Raw genomic sequence first — 22313 nt, forward strand, 5'->3', positions numbered from 1 at the left:
TCTATCATCGCTTTGCCGCATTAAAAAGGAGACTCCCAGAAACGTGCAACCAAGACCTAAAATTCCCGAAATGGATATCGTTCGCGCCATCGCCATACTCGCCGTAGTCGTTATTCACGCAACGTCAAGCGCCACCCAATTGCCCGTAGGCACAGTTTCGCAGTCCGTATTTTACATCATCAATCGCGCATCCTTGTTCACGGTGCCTGTATTTATTTGGATCAGCGGAGCCGTGCTCTTCTACAACTACTATGACCGTGCGGGCAGCGGAACAGCCTTCCAATTTTGGACAAAAAGACTGCGTAGAATCGTGATTCCCTACGTGCTGTGGTCGCTATTCTATTATTTGTTCAATCAGCTTATGTATCACGGGCGCATCGGATTCGACCTCATTCACTTCATAAAGCTGCTCATTTCCGGCAACGCCAGCTATCATCTGTATTATATGGTCATCATCGTGCAGTTTTATGTGCTGTTTCCTTGGATCTTGGCGATTGTGAGGAAATACCGTTGGGCCGAAAAAAATCTTATACCGCTCGGCATTTGCTTTCAAGCCGCCATATATAGTATTCACCACTGGGTATACCCACTTCCCCAGTATGCTTCTCTATTTGCCGGATACTCCGCGCTGTTCGCCTTCGGCGCATTTACAGGCATCCATTATGCAGCCGTAATGAAATGGGCCGACGCCCATAAAGGCATCGTCGCCGCAGCATTCATCGCAGGCGGGGCGGCGTTTGTCGGCATGCTGCTGCTGAATCAATACGGCATACGTTCCTTTGAAAACACTTGGTACGAGCTGGCGCTCCTCCTTTACTGCATGGCAGCGGCGTTATATTTCACGCGCCTGGGGCGAAGCATGCTGTCCCGCTGCGCCCCTTCCCGCTCCCGCCTGCTCGCCGGCCTGGGGGCGGCCTCGTTCGGCATCTATCTCGCCCATCCGATGCTGCTGACGCTGTGGGACCGGGCTGCGCCGCCGAAAGCGCAGCTGCTGCTCTTCGACCTGCACAGCGCGGCGGCCGTTCCGCTGGCGCTGTTCGGGGCATGGGCGCTGACCCACCTCTGCCGAAGCGCCGTAAAAAAAGCAAAGCATCCGTGAACGCGGATCTTTGCTTTTTTCTCATTTAAAACGCGCCAGCAGAGCCCAGCGCCGCTGTTGTCTGCGGCTGTACCGCGGCAGGCCGCGGTATATGTCCAGCGCCTCGCGGAAAGACCGCTTGGCATCCGCGGTGCGGCCCAGCTTGTCGTACAGCTGCCCGAGGCGGTAGTACGCCTCCACCGAGGAGGACTGAACCTCGCGGAACCGCTCCATGTAAGCGGCCGCTTTTTCCGGCGCAACGCCGGCCAGCGCTTCGCCGAGCCGCAAATACGGTTCCCCGTATTTGACCCGCGGGTTCAGCTCCAGCGCCCTGAGCACGAGCTGCTCGCCCCCCGCCAAGTCGCCCAGCTTCAGGCGGCAAAGGCCGAGCTCGGCGTGCACATCCGCCGAATCTTCCATGACGGCAATCGTCTGCTCCAAATAAGGCACGGCTTCGCCGTACTTTTTCCGTTCGATCAGAATGCGGGCAAGCTCCAGCTTGGCGGACGTGTTGTGCGGATTGGCATGCAGATCCTGTCTTAATCGGGAAGCTTTGCGGCCGAGTTGGAAAGGTCTGAAAATATTCGGGGTCAACCCGACGAATCTCCGGTCCAGAACGTACAAAATAGCGAGCAAAATAAGAAGAGCGATAAAAGGATTTCCGGTCAAATACCACAAAAATCCGAAAGCAAAAATTTTACTCAAAACGATAACCCTCCCGTGCGAATAATACCGACCGCTAGTCGTATACAACTTACTATATTACCATATTTTCCTTGCTCCGGTCATTCCCAAATAAAAACAGCCTCCGGCTATGAAACCGAGACTGTGCCCAGAAGCTCTCAGCGACCCATTACGTGCCGTACGGCATCTATCACCTGATACGGGCTGAAAGGCTTGGCAATAAAATCTTTGGCGCCGAGCTCAATGGCCTTTAAAATAAAAGACTGCTGCCCGAAGGTCGAGCACATAATGATTTTGGCCTCGGGATCGGCGCCCAAAATCAGCTTTAACGCATCCACACCATTCATCTCCGGCATGGAAACATCCATGATCACCACATCCGGTCTGACTTTCGGATACGCTTCCACAGCTTCCTTGCCGTTGACCGCCAGATGAATGACTTCAAAACCATGCTCAGTCAAAATAGATGCAAGCAGTGTTCTCATAAGCGGCGCATCGTCTACGATCATAATACGAGTCATTCGTCATATCTCCCCGCGATTTACAGTACTTCCTTTTTTATCATAACGGTTTGAAAAGCGCAATGGATGAGTTATTCGAGATTTTTATCGGGTGATGCTATAATGAAAAGAAAAGGAGATTACATATGAGCGATTCGCAGACAAACCTATGGATCAAAAGAAAAGAACTCGGAAGATCCAAGTATTTGCTTTATTACGGCGTGCTCCCGTGGGGCCTGGGATTGACGTTCATCATCGAAATCATCGAATTATTGTACACACATGAAATCATCTGGAATTGGATTCCCGTCCGCCTGATCGTTTTTGCTCTGGCCGGATTTTTCGTCGCAAGCACCCGCTGGCAGTCCATGGAACGAAAATATGAGCCCGCCCCGGAAGAACGGCCATAGGAGTCTGTCCGCAGCACGCTCTTTATTGTCCGTGAGCATTTCCATCCCCGGACTCATTGATCGGCATATTCGGTGCGAACCACAGTTTGCGAAAATCAATCCATCCCAAGTCGTTGAGCGCCACTCCTTTGAGCGAAGCGTGATATGTCGTTTGAAAAGAGCGGTGCAGCACGAACAAAAACGACTTTTCCCGTTGAAGCGCCTCGACCATCTCATCGAGCTTGCGAATGCGCTCCCGCTGGTCGTCCTCGCCAAGCAGAGCGGCGATTTCAATGTCCACGGACTGGGCCAGCCCGCCGTTGAGATGGGCCCGGACGTAGCTGTTGCTCTGCTGGAGCGTTTCAATGACGTGCAAATCGTAGTCGCTCTCCATCACGTTCTGGTACAATATCATATCCGCCTTACGGATATGTTCCAGCTCCGTCATTCCCGTCTCGTCAAGAATCATCACTTCGATTTTTATACCTGCCGCTGCGCATTGGTCGCTGATCCACTGCGCATCTTCCTGATGCGGTTGATACACGTAAATATAAACCGCGCTGCCGTCATAACCCATTTCTTCCAGCAGCCGCTTCGCCTCTTCCAGGTCATACAGTTGAACTCCGGCTAACGGTTTGGCATCCGGTATAAAGCTGACCGCAGGTTTTTCCCGGTTCCCTTCCAGCTCACGCGCCATCCGTTCCCGATCGAGCAGCAAATCGATAGCCTTGCGAAAATTCAGATGCTGCTGCGGTCCCGGCTTGTTCACATTAAAAGTCAGCAGGCTGCAGCCAAGAATCATCTGATCGATGCTGTGCCATTCCGGGCCTTTTTTCCCCAGATGTATAGGCTGTCTGCCGTTCGTGTGGCCGCACAGCACCTGAATCAGATTAGCGTTCGGGCCCGCGTCCGACAGATCCTTCGGCAAAAGCCAGATTTCAATCTGATCCAGATGCGGCCTTACATCAAAATATCGATCGAATGCGCGAAGCCTCCATGTGTATTCGTCGCTGCGCTCCAGCCGGAAAGGCCCCGTTCCGATCGGCACCCGCGCGAACAAATCCTCGTGGCCAAAACAGACTTCCTCCGGAACGACGGACATGGACACAAAAGCAAGCTGCTTCAAGAACAGCGCATTGGGCCGTTTGAGACGGATCACAACCGTGCTTCGGTTCATCACTTCAATCGCATGGATGTTTTCCGTCAGCCAGCTTTGGCTTGACGCCTCCCCGAGTTGCTGAATTCTTAACAGGGAAAACCGCACATCACTCGCCGTCATCTCTCTGCCATGATGAAACATCACGCCCTTGCGCAAATAAAACGTCCACGTCAATCGATCCTCGCTTACCTCCCAATAGTGCGCCAAATGGGGTTCGATATCCGGCTTCTTCTGATCGTACCGGACGAGCGTATCAAAAATCTGATAAAGCAAATTGCAGTCAAAAGCAAAAAAAGCATGCGCAGGATCGAGCGAGACGATCGGCTTAAATATCGGGAACCGCAGCGTATCCGCCGAGTGCTCTTCCGGCCCGTTTTCCCGGTAGCCGAAATAGCTGAAAATCCAATCGATGAACGAGTCCTGCAGCGCATCCCCTTTTTCCATCCGATGGATAAGCTCGATCGCTCCTTTGTAATCTCCTTTGCCTGCTAATTCCATAATGTGCTTGGTGACCATCTCTTCGATCGATCTCAAAAAAACAAGCTCCGAAGCGTTGCCTCTCCCCCGCCCCGGAGACCAGGCGATCCAGCTTTGCTCCGACATTTTTTTCAGCAGCAGCTTGACATTGCGCGTTGAGCAGTACAGCACCTCGGCCAGTTCCTCCAGCGTGACGCGTACCGGCTGCCCTTCCTCCACATGCCCGAAACATCCGCGAAGCTCCAAATAATGCGTCATTAGCTGCATCTTATCCGTCCTATCCTTATGCCCTTACAAAAGGGGAAATTCATAAAGTAAATTATACTCTTTTTCTTCCCCTTATACCAGTTGTATGCTGTTGCTACAAGGAATTGAAAGGAGGTGATGGACATGTTACCCAACATGATGTATTCGTCGGAGAAAATGATGCAGTGGCAGCAGCGGCAATTGGAAAAAGAAGCGAAGGAGCTATGGATGTGGAGATCGATCAAAGAGCCTGCAAAAAAATTGCATATAATGATGATAATTAGCCTGTTTTTCTTCGTTTAATCAGGACGCCGAGCCCGACTGCCAGCACAGCCAGCAAGACGCCTATGGCATCAACCGCCACATCGATGGGATGACCGGTTCTTTGAGGCACAAAAGTTTGATGCCATTCGTCCGATGCGGCATAAATGATTGAAATCATAAAGGAGGCGAGCAGCGCCATGGATGCTTTCATCGGTTTAGAGAGCAAAGTGAGCGACCAGAGCAGGGCAAGGATCGCGTATTCGGTGATATGCCCTGCTTTTCTGATAAAAAATTCAAGCAAGCCGATCGGGTCCTGCCAGCCCACTACCTCATGATCGTAAGTAAACTCCCAATGAGGCAAATTGCTGAGCGCATCCGATCCCGCCAACCATTCCGTCAGAAGCGGCCGCAGGCTCTGCTGCTGATACGTCTCAGCCGATTTGATAAAAATAACCGCCATCCAAATAACGGAAGCGGCCAACCATATGTAAAAACGAACAGAGTTTCTTCTATGCATTTCCAGTCTTCATTCCCCTTCTGCTTGTCCCCCAGCGATTGATTTCTTGCGGATGCTGAGCAATGCGAAAAATTCGATCGCCATCAAATTCACGGCCGAAACCCCGAAAAATGTGATCCCGAACATCATCCGAAACGGGTCGTGACTGACGGATTTCCACCACAGCATGGCTGCCGCCGTCATGCCTATATTCAATGCCGTTGAGATCCAAAATGAAAACTGCAGCCTGTCCGTCCTTCGCATCATCCAGACACCGAGAATAAATGGAACCGCAAACGCCGCCCCCAGAAAAATCCAGTACAATAAACCGTTCGACACCCCAGCCCCACTCCTTTAGCCAAAACTTGTCTATTATTCTAGGTTAGCACGAACCGGGAACCGAAAACAACGTTTCCAAAACCATTGCAACAAAATCGTCATACACAATCATTTTAGGACCTCGAATGATCAGGTCTGAGGTCATCGGGAATTTCGAGGCCCGCCTTTTCGGCCTGGGCTATATGGTATTTCGCCAAGGCTTCGTCGGCAAAATCACTTTCGCTCAAATATATTTTCGCCAATTCGATATGGGCGAGAGGATACGACTTATCCGCTGCGGCGTTAAAATAGGCTATGGCCTCGGCGATATTTTTGGCAGTGCCCAAGCCCTCGCTGTAAAATATCCCCATATAATACGCCCCAAAATCGCCGCCGTCTTCATAATCGCGCTGGAAATAGTGCATCGCCTTGTCATAATTCCCTTTATAGTAATGCAGGTAGCCGAGCCAGTCATTGTGAGGTGTGCCGAATGCTTCACCTTGTTCGTAATGATATATCGCTTTATCGATATTTTGAGATACAAGCTGCCCTTGAAAATACAATTCGCCAAGATTGTTGTTTGCGATCGCGTTGCCATTGTGTGCGGCCCGGCCCAGCCAGTACAGCGCTTTTTCCGCATCAGGGGCCGTACCCGTACCGTTGCTGTAGCACATGCCCAAGCCGTTCATGGCGTATATGCTGCCTGCGGCTGCGCCTTTTTCGTACCAGTAAAAAGCCTTATTCTCATCGAGGCAGCCCTCTATGCTGTAATAAATATAGGCAAGAGTGTTCATGGCTGGAGCGTAGCCCTTTTCAGCAGCAAGAGTATTATAGCGGATGGAAGTTTCAAAATCGTCCGTTTGAAGAGCATCCAAGCCCAAGTCGTGTAAAGTCTCCACCGGTGAATATTCATCCATGCCGCCATCATCGGTAACATCTGTTTTTGCATAGGCCAGCAGGCGATTGCGTACGTTGACATCAAAATAATAGTCTTCATATCCGCTCTCGATTTCTTCCAGCACCAATGCTTTATCAGCCCTCGAAAGCCCGTACGCATCCGCTGTAAAAACTTCGGAACCTTTAAAAGCATAAGCGAAACCGTTCAGAGGCATTTTCCGGGTTACAAGATCGAATTCATAGCCGCTCAAAAGGTTATCGGGCAAACACATAATGCACCATGCCCCGTTCTGCTGCAAAGCAAAATAGTGTTCATACAGCCAAACGATTTTATTGTAATGATCCAAAGGAATTAACCACGACGGATGAGCGATGTCTCCTCTAAAAACGCCTTTTTCCCCATCCTTTTGCGCCAGTACCAGGTTGCTTGTACTTGCATCGACATTAACCTGCATATCAATCAGCGCATCGTATTCATATGGCAAAAGAAAGCTTTCCTGCTGCATGCCCAGTGCTCCGTATTTTTTCCCTTTGTGCAGTATAAGCATATTGGAGAGGCCGGTTTGCCGGTTTATTTTATCGAAGCCCGCTGCGAGCACGGTTCCGTCTTTTTTGTACAGCGTGTTATGGTTCACATTTTTGTGCGCTTTTACCAGAATAAACCCATCGCCGATGCACTCCAGTGCAGATACCGGAAATTCGCCTATATATGTAAAATTCCCGTTAAATATTTTCCGGTTTTTTTGCCCTTCGATTGCCGTATGGTAAAAGCGGTCACCGCTCTCGAAAGGGGCGTCGTGTTCAAAATTTATAATTACCGAACCGGAATTATCAAGCACTCCCCATTTGCCATCCAGCTTGGCCGTAAAATAACCGTCGTAGCCGAGCACTTCCAAGCTTTCATACTGCATTTGCGAAACCGGCTGGCCTTTGATGTCGATCAGACCGAATTTGTCATTCAGTTTGACAATCGCCGAAGCGGAGCCATATTCAAAATCGAAGGCATCGTCCCATACCAAAGGGATGGCAATATGGCCGGATACATGTACATAGCCGTACTTTCCGTCCTTGACGACAACGGCAAGATCTTCGGATCCGAAGCTGTAAAACGCCTCAAATTGCGGGCTGAGCACCACATTGCCAGACTTGTCTTTAAACCCCCACAAGCCATTTTCTTCAAAGATCAGTTCATCGCGATCTTCTTCAGATTGCCAAATATGTTCCCACCCATATTGGTAATCCTCATAGTTGAGCAGCTCGGCGAACGACTTGAAGCCGGGGCTTACGTCCCTGAAATCGGAATAGCGCAGCATCGAAATATCGTCGTTTTTCATCGCTCTTGTAATGATCTCATTGTTATGGTTCATATTGGACAGCCAAGTTTCCGCCTGCTCGGCGTGAGGGATATCGTCCATATTGAACACATCCCAGGCATCCAGGTGGAAATAGGGAAGTTCCAGCTTTTCGAGGTAGTGCAAAAGATTGTTTTTCGCTTCAATAAAAGCTTCTTTATTTTCGATCAGCGATTCCTGCTTCTCCAGGAAATCATAAAACCGCTTCAAATTTTCGATACCCGTCCGGGCATTAAAATACAGTCCGGTATTGTCCAACTCTGTATGGTTGTTATAATTATTGCCGGCGGCGAACCCTCCGTCGACTAAGAGCGGCTGCAATAAAAGAGGCATTTCATAACCCCACTCCATCATCATCTTGTCGGTACTCTGCGCTTGAGAAGGTTCGCTGACATTGTATAAATATACTCTGTGTGACATCGTGTTAACGGCTCCCCCTGTACTTTAATTTTACGTCTTGTTTCATCGTAACATGAGCCGAATAAGCGTTTCAAATTATTGACAGATTGAAAGCCGAAAAACAGCAAAACAAAAAACGGCATTTCTGCCGTTTACGAATGAGTACAGCTCTTTGAGGAAAATCAAATCTTCCGCACGCACCCAAAGATTTCACCAACTCCAAATTCGCGGCGGTCACAACCCAAGCATCTGATCCAGCTCGCTCTTTTGACGCAAGTGATGACGGAAATGCATATCGACAAGGGCAAACCATTCTCTCGCGTTCAACCAGCCAAAGCCATCATGATTGACTTTGCAATTTGGATTTACAGCATCTATTTTCACTTCCCATTCTTTCATCTTTTGCTGCACTTGATCGAGTCCGCGCATAAGGTCTTCTTTACTATCCGAATTGCTCGGCGTGTTTTCCGGCCCATCCGGCAGCTTGATTTTAATCGGCGGGAAACCGCCAATTTTGAACAAATGCTCGCCGGCCTCCGTCTTCCCGAGCTCTTGTTCTTCGCGTTCAGTCGCGCAAATTCCCACTTTGTCAAGGTAATCAAGAGCAGTGAGGATCATGTGGTTGTACAATTGGCCGAGAGACCAAACCCCTTGCGCGGGTATATACCTAAGCTGCTCCATGGAATAACTATGTAAATAGCTTTTGTATGTTTCAATCAATTCTTGATCACTCAATCGGGAAGCACTCCTTTAACGTTTAATTTTTGCTGCGCTACTCGTTAGACCTAGGATTAATAACTTTCCCTTATCATATCACGCAGTACAGCATAGGAGTTCTTTTCAATTGCTATTTATCCCGATTGTAGCGACCTGGCAAGACGAAAGCCAAGATCGTCGATGCGAAACGTAGGGTGACTGCGGCGGCGGCATGTCGCTCCACAGCCCCGGGCCTCTTCCGCCCAGCTTCCGCCGCGGAAAACCCTGTAGGAGCCGTAAACTTTTACATCGTATAAATCCCAACACCACTCCCAAACATTTCCTAACATATCATAGAGTCCCCATGCATTCGGCAGCTTTTTACCGACCTCATGCATCAAGCCCTCAGAGTTTTCGTGATACCAAGCTATTTCATCAAGCTCGCCGTACCGGTAACCGCCCGTTCCCGCTTTACACGCATACTGCCATTCCGCTTCCGTAGGAAGACGATATCCATCCGCCTCCCAGTTGCAGACGACATTCTCACCATCATCGCTCACCGAGTAACATTCCTGTAGACCCGAATGCCGAGAAAGCAAATTACAAAAGAGAATAGCATCATTCCAAGAAACACCCACAACCGGAGCCTGTGGTTCGTCATGAGGTCCAGCTGGCTTTTTCACGTTCGAGCCATATAACGCATTAGTAACAGGAACCGGTGCAAGCAAAAAAGAATTCACCTTGGCCGTCCATGTCTTCTTTATTCGATCGTCCCTTAAATCAATTTCACCTGCAGGAATTTTCACCATTGGATACTCAGCATCACTACGCTGCACGTTTGACACCTATTTTCCTCCCGTTCCAAACTTTCAAGCGAGAACCCCCTCGTTCAACCTATAATTCCCGTTATCAACTGCAGACCTATGCCGGTGCCGCTAATCCATAACCTATGAGATGATCTGAGCTGCTCAGTTCGTGCAACGCACAGTAAAGATCGTAAATAACCCAATCTTACCACCAGACCTCAATTCGTTCCAGACATTCTCTAAAAGCTCTTTCGGTCGATGCTTCAACCCTTTTCGCCTGCTTTCCTTGTCCCCGATACCTTATCCGCTGGCATGAGCATAACGGCGATCATGGCAAGCGCCGCCGGGACGAGCGCCCATAGGAAAGTATGGGTAATCGACGAAGAGAGAGAGTTGATGATTATGTCCAGTGTCCGCGGAGAGAGTTGAGCGCGATGACTCGGTGTCAATGCCGAGCGCGGGTCGATCAAGGAGTTTTCCGAAATCCCCCCTAATCCTTCGAAAGACTCACCCAGCTTGCGATTAAAGATGTTCCGCTGTATGATGCCAAAAATAGTGATTCCTATCGTCATGCCCAGCGAGCGAATGAACACGACAGATGAAGTCGCGGTTCCGCGCTGCCGCATATCAAAGGGATGGACCGCCGATTGCATCAAGACGGACATGGACACGCCGATCCCCATCCCGGTTACAATCATGAACACCGTTGTCATGAAACGCGAAGAAGCCGGCGACAAAAGACTAAGCAAATACATGCCGGTACCGAACAACAAGGCGGAACCGATCATCAAATTCCGGTAACTTATTTTCATTGTCAGTCTGCCCCCGATTTGACTAAACAGGACTCCGGCTACCAGCATCGGCATCAGGATCATGCCAGAACCGGTCGCCGATTCACCAAATACACCTTGAATAAAGATGGGCACATATACCGTTGCAATAACAAAACCCGATCCGTAAAAAAAAGCTGCTGCGATGCTGGCCGTATACAAGCGGTTTGCGAACATGCGAAACGAAATGATCGGCGCCTCCGCCTTCGTTTCCGCGATTACAAATCCGGTTAGCAGGATAACAAACAACAGAATAAGACCGATTATTACGCCGGAGTCCCAAGCATAACGGCCGCCACCAAGCTCTAGCGCGAACATAAGGCAGACAACCGATCCGATCAACGTTGCCGCTCCGCGCCAATCGATCTTTTGCTTGGAATGCGCAAGCGATTCTTCATAGAACAGCACAATAAGCAGGCAAGAGATTATGCCGAACGGCACATTGACGTAGAAAATCCAATTCCATCCGAGGTGGTCCGAAATAACGGCTCCAAGCATCGGACCGAAAATACTGGATGCGCCGAACACAGCTCCGGATATACCCGAAATTTCCCCTCGTTTTTCCGGAGGAAATATATCAAACAGGATCGTTAATGCAATAGGCATAATGGCTCCGCCGCCAATACCCTGAATCGCCCGAAACACGCTGAGCTGAACAATGCTTGATGCAAGCCCGCATAGAATGGACCCAATTAGAAATACAACTAGACCAAATACGAAGAAACGTTTGCGGCCATACATATCGGATAACTTTCCGAAAATCGGGGTGCCTGCCATCGAAGTCACCATATAGGATGATGTAACCCATACGAAGTTCTCCATCCCTCCCAGATCTGACACGATTGTCCCCATCGACGTTGCGACGATCGTATTGTCCATCGATGACATCAAGATTCCCAGCATTAATCCGGCGACAATATAGTTGGTTTTCTTTGCTTGCTCGGACATAAGCGATCACTCCTCAAAAAGAATCCATTCGGTTTGCTCCGCTTCCCTTCAAACGGATCATGCGGTACAATAGAATTACAAAGGTTAGATATATTAAGTAACCTTATTAATATGGTTGCTGATAGTAAGTCTACTTATTAGTTATTTATCTGTCAAGGAGTTTTTTCATGTCCAATATGCCGTTTTCATCGGAAGAATCCGTCTCTTCGGAAGTCGATGCGCTTGATGCGCTTATTCGTACTGCCCACTATATCAAGCACGAATTTGAGCTGCGCCTTTCCTCCATGGATCTGCCTGCATTTTTAACCGGGCCGAGACTGCGCCTGTTAATAGCCGTTTCCGAATCGGAGCCGGTCAGAATGAGCGATTTGGCCGCGGCGATGGACATCAAGGCCATTTCGGTTACCCAATTCGTCGATGCTTTGGAGAAAGAACATCTGCTTGTCCGAATACCCGACCCCAAGGATCGCCGAGCGATGCTGGTCAAGCTGACGGACATTGCTCCGCCTATCATTGAACAAGGACGTGTAGCCGCGAAAAAAGTGAAAGAGGATCTGCTTAAACCATTGCCCATGGATTTGCGCACCCAGCTTATCGATATCCTCTCGTTGATCATCTCGCATGAAAAGATCGACCCTGAATAAGGTATCTCGTTATAACTGCTGACGAAGCCTTTTCGCCGAAGTAAATCGCAGCGGCAGTTTTTCTTCCCCTCAAAGTGAAGCCACGCATTGAAGCTCGTTCCGATTAGTTTCATGCTCATTCAGCGCTTTCGCGGCCTTTTATTAATGTCTAAATCAGTTGTGGTATTCGGGATAATGGGGTATACTCTAACCAAATCGAATCGGCGTGAAGCACATGCCGCTTTAATACGAGCGTCCGTTTACGGCTGCCGTATTGGAGCGGCTTTTTACTTGCTGACAAAAGGGGGAATCTGCATCAATGGGCTTCTTTACGAAAACTTATGAGGAATGGCTGCAACGACATATTGCAAACGAGAAAAAACCAAGAAGACGCGAAATTCTTGAGAAAGGATTGACCCACAGCTCCGTGGAGTTTCTACGATCCTGTTGGTATCCGGCAGTCGGAAATTTGGATCATCTTTACCCCGAATGGGAGGTCAGGGATATTCATAATTCCATGCGTTACCTGGATCTGGCGTATATGCCGGGAGACGCCAAGGGCTGCATTGAAATTCAAGACTACCGATCCCACGCCAGAGACATCGGTGTTACACGCTTCAAGGATTTATGCAAGAAGCACTCCATGCTAATTCTTGACGATTGGACACTCCTCACCGTTGCCTATCTCTCCATCGTCGAAGAACCTGAATTTTGCAGACAACTTGTGCTTGCCTTTATCGGAAAATTCATTTCCACTCCTGTGTCATCCGACTTGGATTGGGCTGAAACTGAAACAATTCGATTCGCACGCCGATTGCTGCATCCTTTTACTGCTGCCGAACTGGCTGGTCATCTCCGTCTTTCCGATCGTCACTCTCGACGTCTATTGCATGGATTAGTCGAACGAAATTTGTTAACGGTAGCCAGCGGGAAGCAGCGATATCGAACTTATCAATTACGATGGGAGCGTAGGTGAATTTTGTAAGACCAAATCTTCTAACGGACACAGTGGCGCCTATTGAGGGAAATCTCGACCATTTAGATTTCTAACGGACACAGTTGCAGCTATTTGGTGAAAATGCCTCTTTGGGAGGCGGTTCGGATTAAATAAGCGCTGAGGTGACCGTTATAATTTGAAAACGGCTGCTTTTAGCAAATTAACGTCCCTAGTGTCCGTTAGGGTATGGCGTCCTGGGAATCGATCCGCCAAACGCAAAAAACACGCCTTAATGGGCGTGTTGGGGGTGTCATGTTTGAGATGGAGGCGACCGAGAGCCACTCCAATCCCCAAGGAACACTAAATGGGGGCGTAACAAGTACGCTTGCAGACATTGCGATGGGTGTGGCTTTCGGGACGACCCTTCAGCCGGATGAGAGCTTTACGACCATTGAATTAAAAATCATTTTTTTGAAACCGGTATGGAGTGGTACGATCAGGGCGGAATCGAAGGTAATGAAGAAAGGACAAACCGTAGGATTTATTGATTGCAGTGTATTTGACAAAAACCAAAGTCTTGTAGCCTATGCAACAAGTACTTGCATGATCCTTCGTGGAGATAAAGCAAAGGGAAGGTAACATTTTATGGATTTGCCGTATCTGAATAGGTATGGTGGAGCCTAGGAGGATTGAACCCCCTGACCTCATCGCTGCTGCCAGTGATGCGCTCTCCCGCCGTGGCCAGTTTCACTGCCCCAATTTGCCTAAGGACGAGAATCTGCATTCATTATCAGGAATCTTAACACTGTTTTAAGCTTTTCCGGTTTCGTCTTTCGAGGATCTGACAAATAAATCTCCCGATGAATTTTGCTGGTACGGATATAACCATTCTCTTCACAGAATGCTTCCATTCGAGCAAAGCTTTTCGGTTCATCGTCAAAGCTGCCGATATGCATCATTTGACAACACAAACCTTCATCCACGTGCTCAAACCGGACTTTCTCAAGGAACGGATTAGGCTTTTTCTTTTTCGTCTGTTCTAGAAACCGCATAAACCATTTTTCTGTCAAAAAATCGGGTTGGCGTATCATAATCGTATATTTCAAATTGTTTTTGTCCGTCGCCGGCTTGGTCCGATCAAGCAAGTCCCACACGCCCTCAAGCGGAAAAACCGTATATTCGTAGTATCCAGCCGGCACATCGTCACTTTTGTAAGACATTCTCACCGCATAACTCAAACTGTACAAAGCTTCTACCACCCTGGAAAATTCCTCACCGTTAGGGTTTCCAGAACCACTGACCATAAAAAAAGGCATCCTCGGCACTTTCACAATTTCCGGTAACATATCAGGCATATAGAGTTGGTTAAAATCTTTCTTGTAATCTATCTTTTTATTCAAAGCCTGTCTCTCCTTTTGTATGGTTTTTGTATATATTAACATTTAGAAACTGACAACTGTATGTCATATTCAAACGTTCATGTTACGATTGTAGTTACTCAAACCCGTGAAACGCCTCTCTATTTCAGGGCCCATCAAAAAATAGAAAAAAACCACTTCCATGGCGAACTGGTCTGCTAACCTATATTGGTGGAGCCAAGGCATAAAAAATCCACCTTGTCGGGTGGATTGAATTTTTATATTGGTGGAGCCAAGGGGGATCGAACCCCTACTCTTGCATGCCGTGCAAGTATTCTCCCACACTTATCGGTTTCATTGCCCCAAACTTTTGCTCCATTCGGCCACCCTACGGAAACTTTCTTCCTCCGAAATATCCTCAATTCGAGTCATAATTGACCATCTGATTCCGAACGGGTCCAGAATACTGCAATACCGATCCCCTGAAATAAAGTTCGTTGTTTGCTCTCTGACGCTCGCTCCGTTGGCTAGGGCCAAGGAAAAGGTACGGTCAACGTCGGGGACATATATTCCTAAAGAATAGCACGCATCGCCTTCCCCTGGCGGTAAAACCAATCGAAAAGCAGGGTTAGCGGCTCCCAGTTGCAGAAACCCGTTGCCAAAATCGATTTCGGCATGAATAATGATTTTATTGCCTTCATCGCCAATATCTGTCACACTTTTCGCTTTTGCCCCAAATACGGTTTCGTAAAAGGCAATCGCTTCAGCCGGATTATTCACGACGATAAACGGTGTAATGGCCGTGTATCCGTTTGGTTTCCCATTTGTGGTATATTTTCCGGTTATACCTTCATTGTTTCTGCCATTCGTCATTTCCATTCCTCCATTTCTTCTGCTCGTCTCTATTATAGGAGCTCCGTAATTCCGATGTATTGTAAAAAGGCGACACCGCAGACATTAATGGCCGCTTCGGCTCACCCGAATCTATAGCAGTAAAAGGCGTTGACGTCATGTATGAAGATAGGTATCCATTCGCTCCGTGCAAAACGAGCGATGCTTGAAAGTATACCTTGTTTTTGTAACACTAAGGTGATATTATGAGTACTAAAGGTTACATTATTGAGGGGGAAATCCATTTGGCAACTGAAGTAACACAGTTGGAAAAGAACAGGACAACATTCATTAAAAGAAGCCTGATTGGTTTTGCAATATGGCAGCTGACATATTTGATTCGGTATCTACATTTAGACACCGTCAAATTAATCACAGGCTTCACTGCCATTATTTCTGTTATTGGTGGGATTGTCTGGGCGTATTACCTCATAAAAATTGTCCTGTTATCGTTTCTCATGCAAAAGAAGCGCCCATTGGCCATATCATTAAATAATGAGTATTTTCAAATGATTCGACTTAAGAGCTTTACGATAGGCTTTTGGGTTATTTTGGGGTTGGTTGGGATTTTATTTACGCTCAGCTTGTATGTTGCATTAAATATCCAGCTTGTTTTACACATATTGCTCGTCGTTGGTGTCATTTCTCCCCTAGTAAGTTACTTAATCCTTGACAAAGATGAGGTTCTCGGCGATGAGTGAAGATGTTCTAGAAAATACTATAAAGGTGCAACGAGCCAAAATGAATTTGACACAAGAACAGTTAGCAGAATTGATTGGGGTCACCAGAAAGACGGTCAACACGATTGAAAATGGCAAGTTCATACCGAGTACAGTGTTAGCCATTAAGATGGCAAGAGTTTTTGCTCTTCCCGTCGAAGAATTGTTTATTCTGAAATAACGTGGGACTGAACGCCTTTGAGGGGGCACCGAAGAACGCTCCGTCCGCGCGGGACGAACCCGCCAGGGGTTCTCTCCTGCCCAAGGCTCACCATATACAAAAAAAGCAGCCGTATCGGCTGCTTTTTTTGTATATGTGGTGGAGAATAGGGGGCTCGAACCCCTGACCTCATCGCTGCCAGCGATGCGCTCTGGCGCAACAGGGAATTCGTCGGCTGGGTGGACGATGCCCTAAGGCAATCATGATCAAGACATGCTGTTCAGATTGTACGGCGCGGTTATTTCTCCAACTCGTAGCGGGCCGCGATTACGCCTGACTTGAACGTTCGGCTGGACAGCAGCTTGAGCTTGATTTTCTCGCCGCCGCCGTCGAATACCGATTTTCCGCTGCCAAGGACGACCGGACAAATCGTCAGCAGGAATTCGTCGATCAGGCCGAGCTCAAGCAGCGTCTTCGCCGCACCCGGGCTGCCGAAGATGACGAGATTTTTGCCAGGTTGTTCCTTGAGCGCCTTAATTGCCTCTGCTATATTGTCCTTGATCAGCATCGTATTGTTCCATTCAACCTTGTCCATCGTACTGGAAATGACGATCTTCTTCACATCCTGCAGCCATTTGGCATGCTCCAAACCGTGCTTCGAAGCATTCGGATTGTCCAGCACCGTGGGCCAGTAGCCCTCCATCAATTGATACGTTGTGCGTCCGTAAACAGGAGAGCCGACTTCGGCTACGACCTCCTCGGCGTATTTCTCGAATTCCTCGTTGTATGGAATCCAATCCAGTCCTCCGTTCGAATCCGACGCATACCCATCCAGCGACACATGCATGAACAATACTAGTTTCCTCATATTCGTTTCTCCTCCGATTTCGAAATTATTTTGCCGATTTTTTGGCCGGTGGCCCGTGTTTCGTCCTGCCGTTATGTTCACTATAAATCATTACGTTAAGTAAGGTTCAAGTGGAAATCTAAATTTTTTTGAAGCTTTGTCACACAAAGTAGCATAGAAGAAGTATTTAAAAGAACAAAAAAACGGCATCTCTGCCGTCTGTGTGTGGTATTGGTGGAGAATAGGGGGCTCGAACCCCTGACCTCGTCGCTGCCAGCGACGCGCTCTCCCAGCTGAGCTAATTCCCCATATATTTCCAATCAAGGAAACGTATTAAATCGTTGCTGGTATTCAATTTTTGGAGCAATGTAACTGACTGCGCCGCTCTCCCAGATGAGCTAAGGCCCCTTATTGATGTCGACTTTTCGAATTATACATGAAAAACTCAGAGTATGCAAGCCCCTGCGCAAAAAAGTTTTGAGAGGACGTGCATCAAGCAGAATCAAAGGTTTCTTTCAATTAATTTTTAGTACCGAGAGAGCCCTTCCGGCCAGCAACCGGATAGGGCTTTCTCATTTAAATGGGAGCAATCCCTTATCCCCCGGGCTATTCGGACAGCCGGGAATCGCTCCCTGGCCCCCGGAGGCTTCACACTTTTCGGTCAATCATTTTCTGTGCGAAATCGGGATCGTCCAGCAGCGGCCGCCTGTTTCGGAGCGGATTGCGGCAAGCGTGTCCTGCAAAAATTTCGTCCTGCCACGGGGCGTTCCGCCGTATTCGTCGCTGCGGAGATTGGTAATCGGCGACAGGAACTGGTGAATCAAGAATCCATGAGCCGCATGTACCTCAATCCCGTCAAAACCCGCCGCGATGCTGCGTCTGGCGGCTATTCGGTAATCTTCAATGAGGGCCTCGATTTCGGAGACCGACAATTGCGCAGGCTTTCCGTAAGTATCGTCATATGGAATTGCGCTTGGGGCAATGAGCCGTTTCGTCACTTCAGGCGCCGACTTTCTTCCTCCGTGGGACAATTGAACGAATACGGGTGTATGGTGGGCATGGACGGCATCGGTTACCCTTTTCAGCGCATCGGCGTGCCGATCCGAATAAATGCCTATATCGTTAGGCACCAGCCTGCCGTTATCGGACACGGCCGTCGATTCCACGATCATTAATCCGATCGCTTTTGCCCTTCTCGAGTAATGCTGAATATGATGCTCGGTCGCATAGCCTTCCGGCGAGCCGCTGTACTGCTGCATAGGCGCCATAATTAGCCGGTTGCGCAGCTCGACGCCGCCAATGGCGAGAGGGGTATCAAGGTTAAGTGATTTTGTCGCGATCATTCGTTATCCACTCCTTTAAAATCTCTTTCAATGACATTTTATAAGGTTAGGAATATAATTTACATATATAAATCATGTTATATTGGAGCAATTTTCTTTATATTAAAGTTAAAAATACGATTTCAGCACACAAAATAAAGGGGAACAATCGCTATGGACAAAATCGACAGTAAAATTTTATCGCTGCTGCATGAGAATGCGCGAATGCCGGTTGCCGAAATCGGCCGCACGATCGCGATGACACAGCCTGCCGTTACCGAACGGATACGCAAGCTTGAAGAACAGGGGATCATCGCCGGCTACAAAGCGGTTCTATCGCCTAAGAAGCTCGGCAAAGACGTCACGGCGTTCGTGCTGTTCAAAACGAATAATTGTCAGGACTTCCAGGAATTTTGCTCGCAATCCCCGGATGTCGTCGAATTGTACCGCATCAGCGGGGAGTATAATTTTATGCTGAAAATAATTACCGCATCGATGGAAACGTTGAGCGCTTTTCTCGATTCGTGCGGTCCGCACGGTTTCTCTTCGACGCTGATCGTGCTTTCCGCGGCGATTGAGAACAAGCGCCTGATCGCTGAAAATGGCGAATAAATGTATAGCTCTGGGTAATTTCACTCTGCGAAGTCGATGCCTATTGAATTGAAATCGAGGCAATACTGCCGTTGGTTTTGAAATCCGACGTGTAGGCGATGGTTGCAGTTGCGGAGGTGATCGCTCCATTCGGTCCTGTAATCTTGATAGTCGGTGCTGAAGAATAGCCGGAACCTGCATGGATTATCGTGACCCCGCTTAAGATACCGTCCTTGACCGTTGTGGCCAGCAAAGCGGGCGTTCTTTTCCAAACTTCGCCTTTGACGCCGCTGTAGCGGTAGTAGTTGGATACTTCATCCAGGCGTTCGTTGGTGATGCCGTACGGTTTTAGCACCTTCATCAAGGCTGCTTTGTTGGATCGCGCCTGTTCCGATGTCGGGCCGGAGCTTCCGGCGCCTGCCGGTTTTACGCCGCTGAAAGCTTGTCTGAATACATCGTCAGGGACGCCGAGCGCGGCAGCAATGAGCACGATCGGCCTGCCATGATCCTGCGGGTCCGTATTATACCCTCCGGAAATAGCGATGGTATATCCGTTCTGATCGGTTGTGATGCTGCTGTCGTTTTCGGTTGCGGGGCCTGCGGATCGCTGTGGAGCGGCATGAACCGGATCAGATTTCTTAGCGGCTGCCGCCTCCGCTCTGGTTAAGGATTGAGAACCACTGGCGAATGCCAACCATACACCTGCGCTGCAAGCGAACAGTAAAGTCGGGACGATGATAAATTTTTTGATTTTCAATTTGTGTTCTCCTCTCACATTGGGAATGACTGTGTTAGGAGTCTGTCCGATGAACTCGTTTACCCCGGCATGCACAAAAGTAACTCCCTCGGATTGACTCCTAGGGATAGATTAATGCACCAATGTGTCAGGAAAACGTCAAGAAGCCGCTAGTTCCCAAAAATGCTTCAATGCCTAACGCTGCTTGGGCAGCAACAGCTGGAACGCGGTGCCCCCGGGAGAGCTGTTTTTTAGATGAAGCTGGCCTTTCATCGCAACAGCAAGCATCCGGCTATAGGTCAAGCCCAGTCCTAGGCCTCCAACGGATAGCTTTTTACGCTCGCCCCGGTAGTATTTTTCGAAAATATGAGCTTGCTCGGCTTCCGGTATGCCGGGACCGTCGTCCCAAACGATGACCTCATAGGTTTGGTCCGAATATTCCGATAGCGTTATGCCAATATGCCCTTGACCTTGGAACGCCTGTTTGCTATTGTTCAGCAAATTCACCACGATCTGCTGAATGCGGCTGGCGTCCCCCATGCACATAAAAATCCGGTCTGGAATATCGACCGTGGTCTCTATCCCTTCTTCTTGATCGAGCTGCCCCCACTGATAAGCGATTTCGCTCAAAAGCTTGCCCAAATCAATCGAATCCTCCCGAACTTTGATTATGCCTGAAGCAAAAGAATTAAAGTCCAGCAGATCGGCGACCATATGCTGAAGCCTGCGCGTCTGCTCAAGGGAGATGTCCAGGAACTCCACCGCTTCGCCGTCCGTAACTACCTGGTCGCGAACCGCGCGGATCAAGCCATGAATCGAGGCGACAGGTGTCTTCAGCTCATGGCTGACGCCAGCCAGTAATTCCGTACGCAGCTCTTCCAGCTGTCCCAGACGCGAAGCCATTGCCTGGAAGGACAAGAGAAGATCGTGAATTTCTTTCTCCTTCACATTGGCAGGGACGGTTACATTGTAATCGCCGGCTTCCATCTTGTTGAGCGCTTCGGACAGTTGGATGATCGGTTTTCTTAAATTCAACGACAGGAAATAGATGATCGTCCAGCCAAGCAAGCCCGCACAGAAGAGCAGTGAGATAATCAAAATGTAGTTTTGATTGACATCGGAGAGCTCAAGATAGCTGTAGGCAATAACGATCGCGCCGATAGGGGAATTTTTGTCCATCACCGGTGTCGTTACGACAAAATCCTCCCCGATTCTCGCTGCACGCAGTCGGTCGGTCAGCTCCGGCTTCGCTTCGATATTCAGCGAGGAACGGCCGGGGGCGCTTGGGGGCGCTTTTTTGACAAAAACAGGGGTATCGCCGCGCTCGAACACAACGAAAGCGAATTGTCCGGGAATGGAGTATCGCCGCTGCGTGCGGTCAATCCATTCATACAAATCGCCCGGGATGACGATGCTGCCATGACCGTCTGTCACATACTGGGCTGCCGCTTGGGAAAATTCCTGGAGAGCATGCTTCCGCTCGTCGATAGTTTCCTGCCGGATATAGAGAATGGATACAAGTCCGATGGCAAGCAGTCCCAAAAAAAGAGTAATTACATAACGAAACGTCCAACGACTGAGCAGCGTCCGGCGCCTAATTGGATGTGTTGGCATAAAGCTGATATCCCGTCCCGCGCAATGTTCTGATTTCCCCTTCTTCCGGCGGCCAGTGAAGAAGCAGCTTCCGCAGACGCTTGATAGCCAGGTCCACGGCCCGGTCACTGCCTTCATAATCGATGCCCCATACCTTCTCAATCAGCTGCTCGCGGTTGAAAATCTGGTTCGGATGCTCCGCCAGAAACATAAGAAGCGACAAATCGCGGGGCGTAACCGATAAAGTCGCTCCGTTCAGGAAGACACTGCGGGACTTGAAGTCGATGCGAAAGCTCCCGAAGCTGACTTGATCCGAACCGACCAGGGACTGGGACGGGCGTCTAAGCACAGCATGAATTCTGGCAATGACTTCGTCAGGCTCGAACGGCTTCGACATGTAGTCGTCCGCCCCTTCGTTCAGTCCCGTAATCCGGTCGCCGACACCGCCCCTGGCTGTCAGCATAATGACAGGGCATACGCTTTTGCTGCGAATATGCTGCAGAACCTCCCAGCCGCTCATTCCAGGGAGCAGCACGTCAAGAATGACAAGAGCCGGCTGTACCGAACCGAAAGACTCCACGGCCTGACAGCCGTCCCGGAAGATAAGGCAATCAAATCCGGCCTTGCGGATATACGCCGCGAGAACCCGGGAAATCGCGTCCTCGTCTTCGACGATCATAATCGTTTTCATTCGATATCCTCCAATACGGCGGTCTTTGGATGAATTATACAACCCCGGATTTGGAATAGCCAGATATAATCCTGATGATTCTTCTTGGAAATTTCCAGGAGCTCACCAGAAAGCCTGCAAAAGTGCATCTTTTTGCTCCTTGATCCTCTTGTCGCGAAATATTCCTGCAAATCTGCAGGCTTTTCCGCTCAAATTTAAGCTTAGACCCATTTTGACCGATAATTCCTGCACAATCGCAGGCTTTTTCCTGAAACGAGCCGTTACTAGCGAAAAAACCTGTATTTTCGTAGGCTTTTGCCCAAGCTG

25 protein-coding genes and 2 tRNA genes are annotated in these 22313 nt (G+C 49.0%); 9 read left to right on the top strand and 18 right to left on the bottom strand.

Going from position 1 to position 22313, the window contains the following annotated elements:
• Positions 1 to 43: 43 nt before the first annotated feature.
• The gene (locus AC0LWT_RS01900) at positions 44 to 1099 is read left to right on the top strand and encodes an acyltransferase (protein ID WP_474679512.1); all 1056 of its coding nucleotides are present in this window, start codon (positions 44 to 46) and stop codon (positions 1097 to 1099) included.
• 21 nt (positions 1100 to 1120) lie between these two features.
• Here the strand turns inward: AC0LWT_RS01900 and AC0LWT_RS01905 are convergent, their stop codons facing one another.
• Both AC0LWT_RS01905 and AC0LWT_RS01910 read right to left on the bottom strand, forming a co-directional pair.
• Entirely contained in the window at positions 1121 to 1783 is a 663-nt protein-coding gene (locus tag AC0LWT_RS01905) for a tetratricopeptide repeat protein (protein ID WP_474679513.1), read from the bottom strand.
• A gap of 137 nt (positions 1784 to 1920) precedes the next feature.
• On the bottom strand, positions 1921 to 2283 hold the full coding sequence (locus tag AC0LWT_RS01910) for a response regulator (protein ID WP_474679514.1): 363 nt from the start codon (positions 2281 to 2283) through the stop codon (positions 1921 to 1923).
• Positions 2284 to 2408: 125 nt separating this feature from the next.
• Here AC0LWT_RS01910 and AC0LWT_RS01915 point away from each other — a divergent pair, with 125 nt between their 5' ends.
• The gene (locus tag AC0LWT_RS01915; RefSeq protein WP_474679515.1) at positions 2409 to 2672 is read left to right on the top strand and encodes a hypothetical protein; all 264 of its coding nucleotides are present in this window, start codon (positions 2409 to 2411) and stop codon (positions 2670 to 2672) included.
• Between the two features lie 22 nt (positions 2673 to 2694).
• Here AC0LWT_RS01915 and AC0LWT_RS01920 read toward each other — a convergent pair whose 3' ends face one another.
• Positions 2695 to 4554: an ABC transporter substrate-binding protein gene (locus AC0LWT_RS01920; RefSeq protein WP_474679516.1), complete on the bottom strand. Its 1860-nt coding sequence runs from the start codon at positions 4552 to 4554 to the stop codon at positions 2695 to 2697.
• Positions 4555 to 4677: 123 nt separating this feature from the next.
• On the opposite strand from AC0LWT_RS01920, the gene AC0LWT_RS01925 reads away from it, so the two are divergent.
• On the top strand, positions 4678 to 4836 hold the full coding sequence (locus AC0LWT_RS01925; RefSeq protein ID WP_474679517.1) for a hypothetical protein: 159 nt from the start codon (positions 4678 to 4680) through the stop codon (positions 4834 to 4836).
• On the opposite strand, the gene AC0LWT_RS01930 is transcribed toward AC0LWT_RS01925, so the two are convergent.
• From AC0LWT_RS01930 to AC0LWT_RS01955, 6 genes are all read right to left on the bottom strand, one after another.
• Positions 4814 to 5314: a VanZ family protein gene (locus tag AC0LWT_RS01930; RefSeq protein WP_474679518.1), complete on the bottom strand. Its 501-nt coding sequence runs from the start codon at positions 5312 to 5314 to the stop codon at positions 4814 to 4816. The two genes, AC0LWT_RS01925 and AC0LWT_RS01930, sit on opposite strands and share 23 nt — an antisense overlap.
• A gap of 9 nt (positions 5315 to 5323) precedes the next feature.
• Positions 5324 to 5632: a hypothetical protein gene (locus AC0LWT_RS01935; RefSeq protein ID WP_474679519.1), complete on the bottom strand. Its 309-nt coding sequence runs from the start codon at positions 5630 to 5632 to the stop codon at positions 5324 to 5326.
• Positions 5633 to 5745: 113 nt separating this feature from the next.
• A complete protein-coding gene (locus AC0LWT_RS01940) occupies positions 5746 to 8280 on the bottom strand; it encodes an SEL1-like repeat protein (protein WP_474679520.1) in 2535 nt (844 codons plus the stop codon).
• Between the two features lie 213 nt (positions 8281 to 8493).
• On the bottom strand, positions 8494 to 8994 hold the full coding sequence (locus tag AC0LWT_RS01945; protein WP_474679521.1) for a DinB family protein: 501 nt from the start codon (positions 8992 to 8994) through the stop codon (positions 8494 to 8496).
• Between the two features lie 116 nt (positions 8995 to 9110).
• Positions 9111 to 9764, bottom strand: a complete 654-nt coding sequence (locus AC0LWT_RS01950; protein WP_474679844.1) for a formylglycine-generating enzyme family protein — start codon at positions 9762 to 9764, stop codon at positions 9111 to 9113.
• 260 nt (positions 9765 to 10024) lie between these two features.
• On the bottom strand, positions 10025 to 11539 hold the full coding sequence (locus AC0LWT_RS01955; protein ID WP_474679522.1) for an MDR family MFS transporter: 1515 nt from the start codon (positions 11537 to 11539) through the stop codon (positions 10025 to 10027).
• Between the two features lie 167 nt (positions 11540 to 11706).
• On the opposite strand from AC0LWT_RS01955, the gene AC0LWT_RS01960 reads away from it, so the two are divergent.
• The 3 genes from AC0LWT_RS01960 to AC0LWT_RS01970 all read left to right on the top strand — a co-directional run bounded on the left by AC0LWT_RS01960 (position 11707) and on the right by AC0LWT_RS01970 (position 13738).
• On the top strand, positions 11707 to 12183 hold the full coding sequence (locus AC0LWT_RS01960; RefSeq protein WP_474679523.1) for a MarR family winged helix-turn-helix transcriptional regulator: 477 nt from the start codon (positions 11707 to 11709) through the stop codon (positions 12181 to 12183).
• 298 nt (positions 12184 to 12481) lie between these two features.
• Positions 12482 to 13138, top strand: a complete 657-nt coding sequence (locus AC0LWT_RS01965) for a transcriptional regulator (RefSeq protein ID WP_474679524.1) — start codon at positions 12482 to 12484, stop codon at positions 13136 to 13138.
• A gap of 273 nt (positions 13139 to 13411) precedes the next feature.
• Positions 13412 to 13738 (top strand): PaaI family thioesterase, encoded by a 327-nt coding sequence (locus AC0LWT_RS01970; protein WP_474679525.1) that lies wholly within the window; start codon positions 13412 to 13414, stop codon positions 13736 to 13738.
• A gap of 125 nt (positions 13739 to 13863) precedes the next feature.
• Here AC0LWT_RS01970 and AC0LWT_RS01975 read toward each other — a convergent pair whose 3' ends face one another.
• The 3 genes from AC0LWT_RS01975 to AC0LWT_RS01985 all read right to left on the bottom strand — a co-directional run bounded on the left by AC0LWT_RS01975 (position 13864) and on the right by AC0LWT_RS01985 (position 15330).
• Positions 13864 to 14499, bottom strand: a complete 636-nt coding sequence (locus AC0LWT_RS01975) for a GyrI-like domain-containing protein (RefSeq protein ID WP_474679526.1) — start codon at positions 14497 to 14499, stop codon at positions 13864 to 13866.
• A 242-nt stretch (positions 14500 to 14741) separates the two neighbouring features.
• Positions 14742 to 14834 (bottom strand) — tRNA-Ala (locus AC0LWT_RS01980).
• A complete protein-coding gene (locus tag AC0LWT_RS01985) occupies positions 14812 to 15330 on the bottom strand; it encodes a VOC family protein (RefSeq protein WP_474679527.1) in 519 nt (172 codons plus the stop codon). The genes AC0LWT_RS01980 and AC0LWT_RS01985 overlap by 23 nt, the downstream gene beginning before the upstream one ends.
• A 263-nt stretch (positions 15331 to 15593) precedes the next feature.
• Between AC0LWT_RS01985 and AC0LWT_RS01990 the strand changes: the two genes are divergently transcribed.
• Entirely contained in the window at positions 15594 to 16049 is a 456-nt protein-coding gene (locus AC0LWT_RS01990; RefSeq protein ID WP_474679528.1) for a hypothetical protein, read from the top strand.
• A complete protein-coding gene (locus AC0LWT_RS01995; protein ID WP_474679529.1) occupies positions 16042 to 16248 on the top strand; it encodes a helix-turn-helix transcriptional regulator in 207 nt (68 codons plus the stop codon). The genes AC0LWT_RS01990 and AC0LWT_RS01995 overlap by 8 nt, the downstream gene beginning before the upstream one ends.
• A 277-nt stretch (positions 16249 to 16525) precedes the next feature.
• Here the strand turns inward: AC0LWT_RS01995 and AC0LWT_RS02000 are convergent, their stop codons facing one another.
• The 3 genes from AC0LWT_RS02000 to AC0LWT_RS02010 form a co-directional block, all read right to left on the bottom strand.
• Positions 16526 to 17095 (bottom strand): dihydrofolate reductase family protein, encoded by a 570-nt coding sequence (locus AC0LWT_RS02000; RefSeq protein WP_474679530.1) that lies wholly within the window; start codon positions 17093 to 17095, stop codon positions 16526 to 16528.
• Positions 17096 to 17306: 211 nt separating this feature from the next.
• Positions 17307 to 17382, bottom strand: a tRNA-Ala gene (locus tag AC0LWT_RS02005).
• Between the two features lie 357 nt (positions 17383 to 17739).
• Positions 17740 to 18417, bottom strand: a complete 678-nt coding sequence (locus AC0LWT_RS02010) for an oxidoreductase (RefSeq protein ID WP_474679531.1) — start codon at positions 18415 to 18417, stop codon at positions 17740 to 17742.
• 153 nt (positions 18418 to 18570) lie between these two features.
• Between AC0LWT_RS02010 and AC0LWT_RS02015 the strand changes: the two genes are divergently transcribed.
• Positions 18571 to 19008 carry an Lrp/AsnC family transcriptional regulator gene (locus AC0LWT_RS02015; RefSeq protein ID WP_474679532.1) on the top strand — a complete coding sequence of 146 codons (438 nt, stop codon included), beginning with the start codon at positions 18571 to 18573 and terminating at the stop codon, positions 19006 to 19008.
• Positions 19009 to 19048: 40 nt separating this feature from the next.
• Here AC0LWT_RS02015 and AC0LWT_RS02020 read toward each other — a convergent pair whose 3' ends face one another.
• The 3 genes from AC0LWT_RS02020 to AC0LWT_RS02030 form a co-directional block, all read right to left on the bottom strand.
• Entirely contained in the window at positions 19049 to 19744 is a 696-nt protein-coding gene (locus AC0LWT_RS02020; protein ID WP_474679533.1) for a hypothetical protein, read from the bottom strand.
• 174 nt (positions 19745 to 19918) lie between these two features.
• On the bottom strand, positions 19919 to 21337 hold the full coding sequence (locus AC0LWT_RS02025; RefSeq protein ID WP_474679534.1) for a sensor histidine kinase: 1419 nt from the start codon (positions 21335 to 21337) through the stop codon (positions 19919 to 19921).
• Complete coding sequence (locus tag AC0LWT_RS02030; protein ID WP_474679535.1) at positions 21318 to 22007, bottom strand: response regulator transcription factor; 690 nt, start codon at positions 22005 to 22007, stop codon at positions 21318 to 21320. The genes AC0LWT_RS02025 and AC0LWT_RS02030 overlap by 20 nt, the downstream gene beginning before the upstream one ends.
• Between the last annotated feature and the right edge of the window lie 306 nt (positions 22008 to 22313).

Source organism: Paenibacillus sp. sgz302164, from assembly GCF_056120505.1.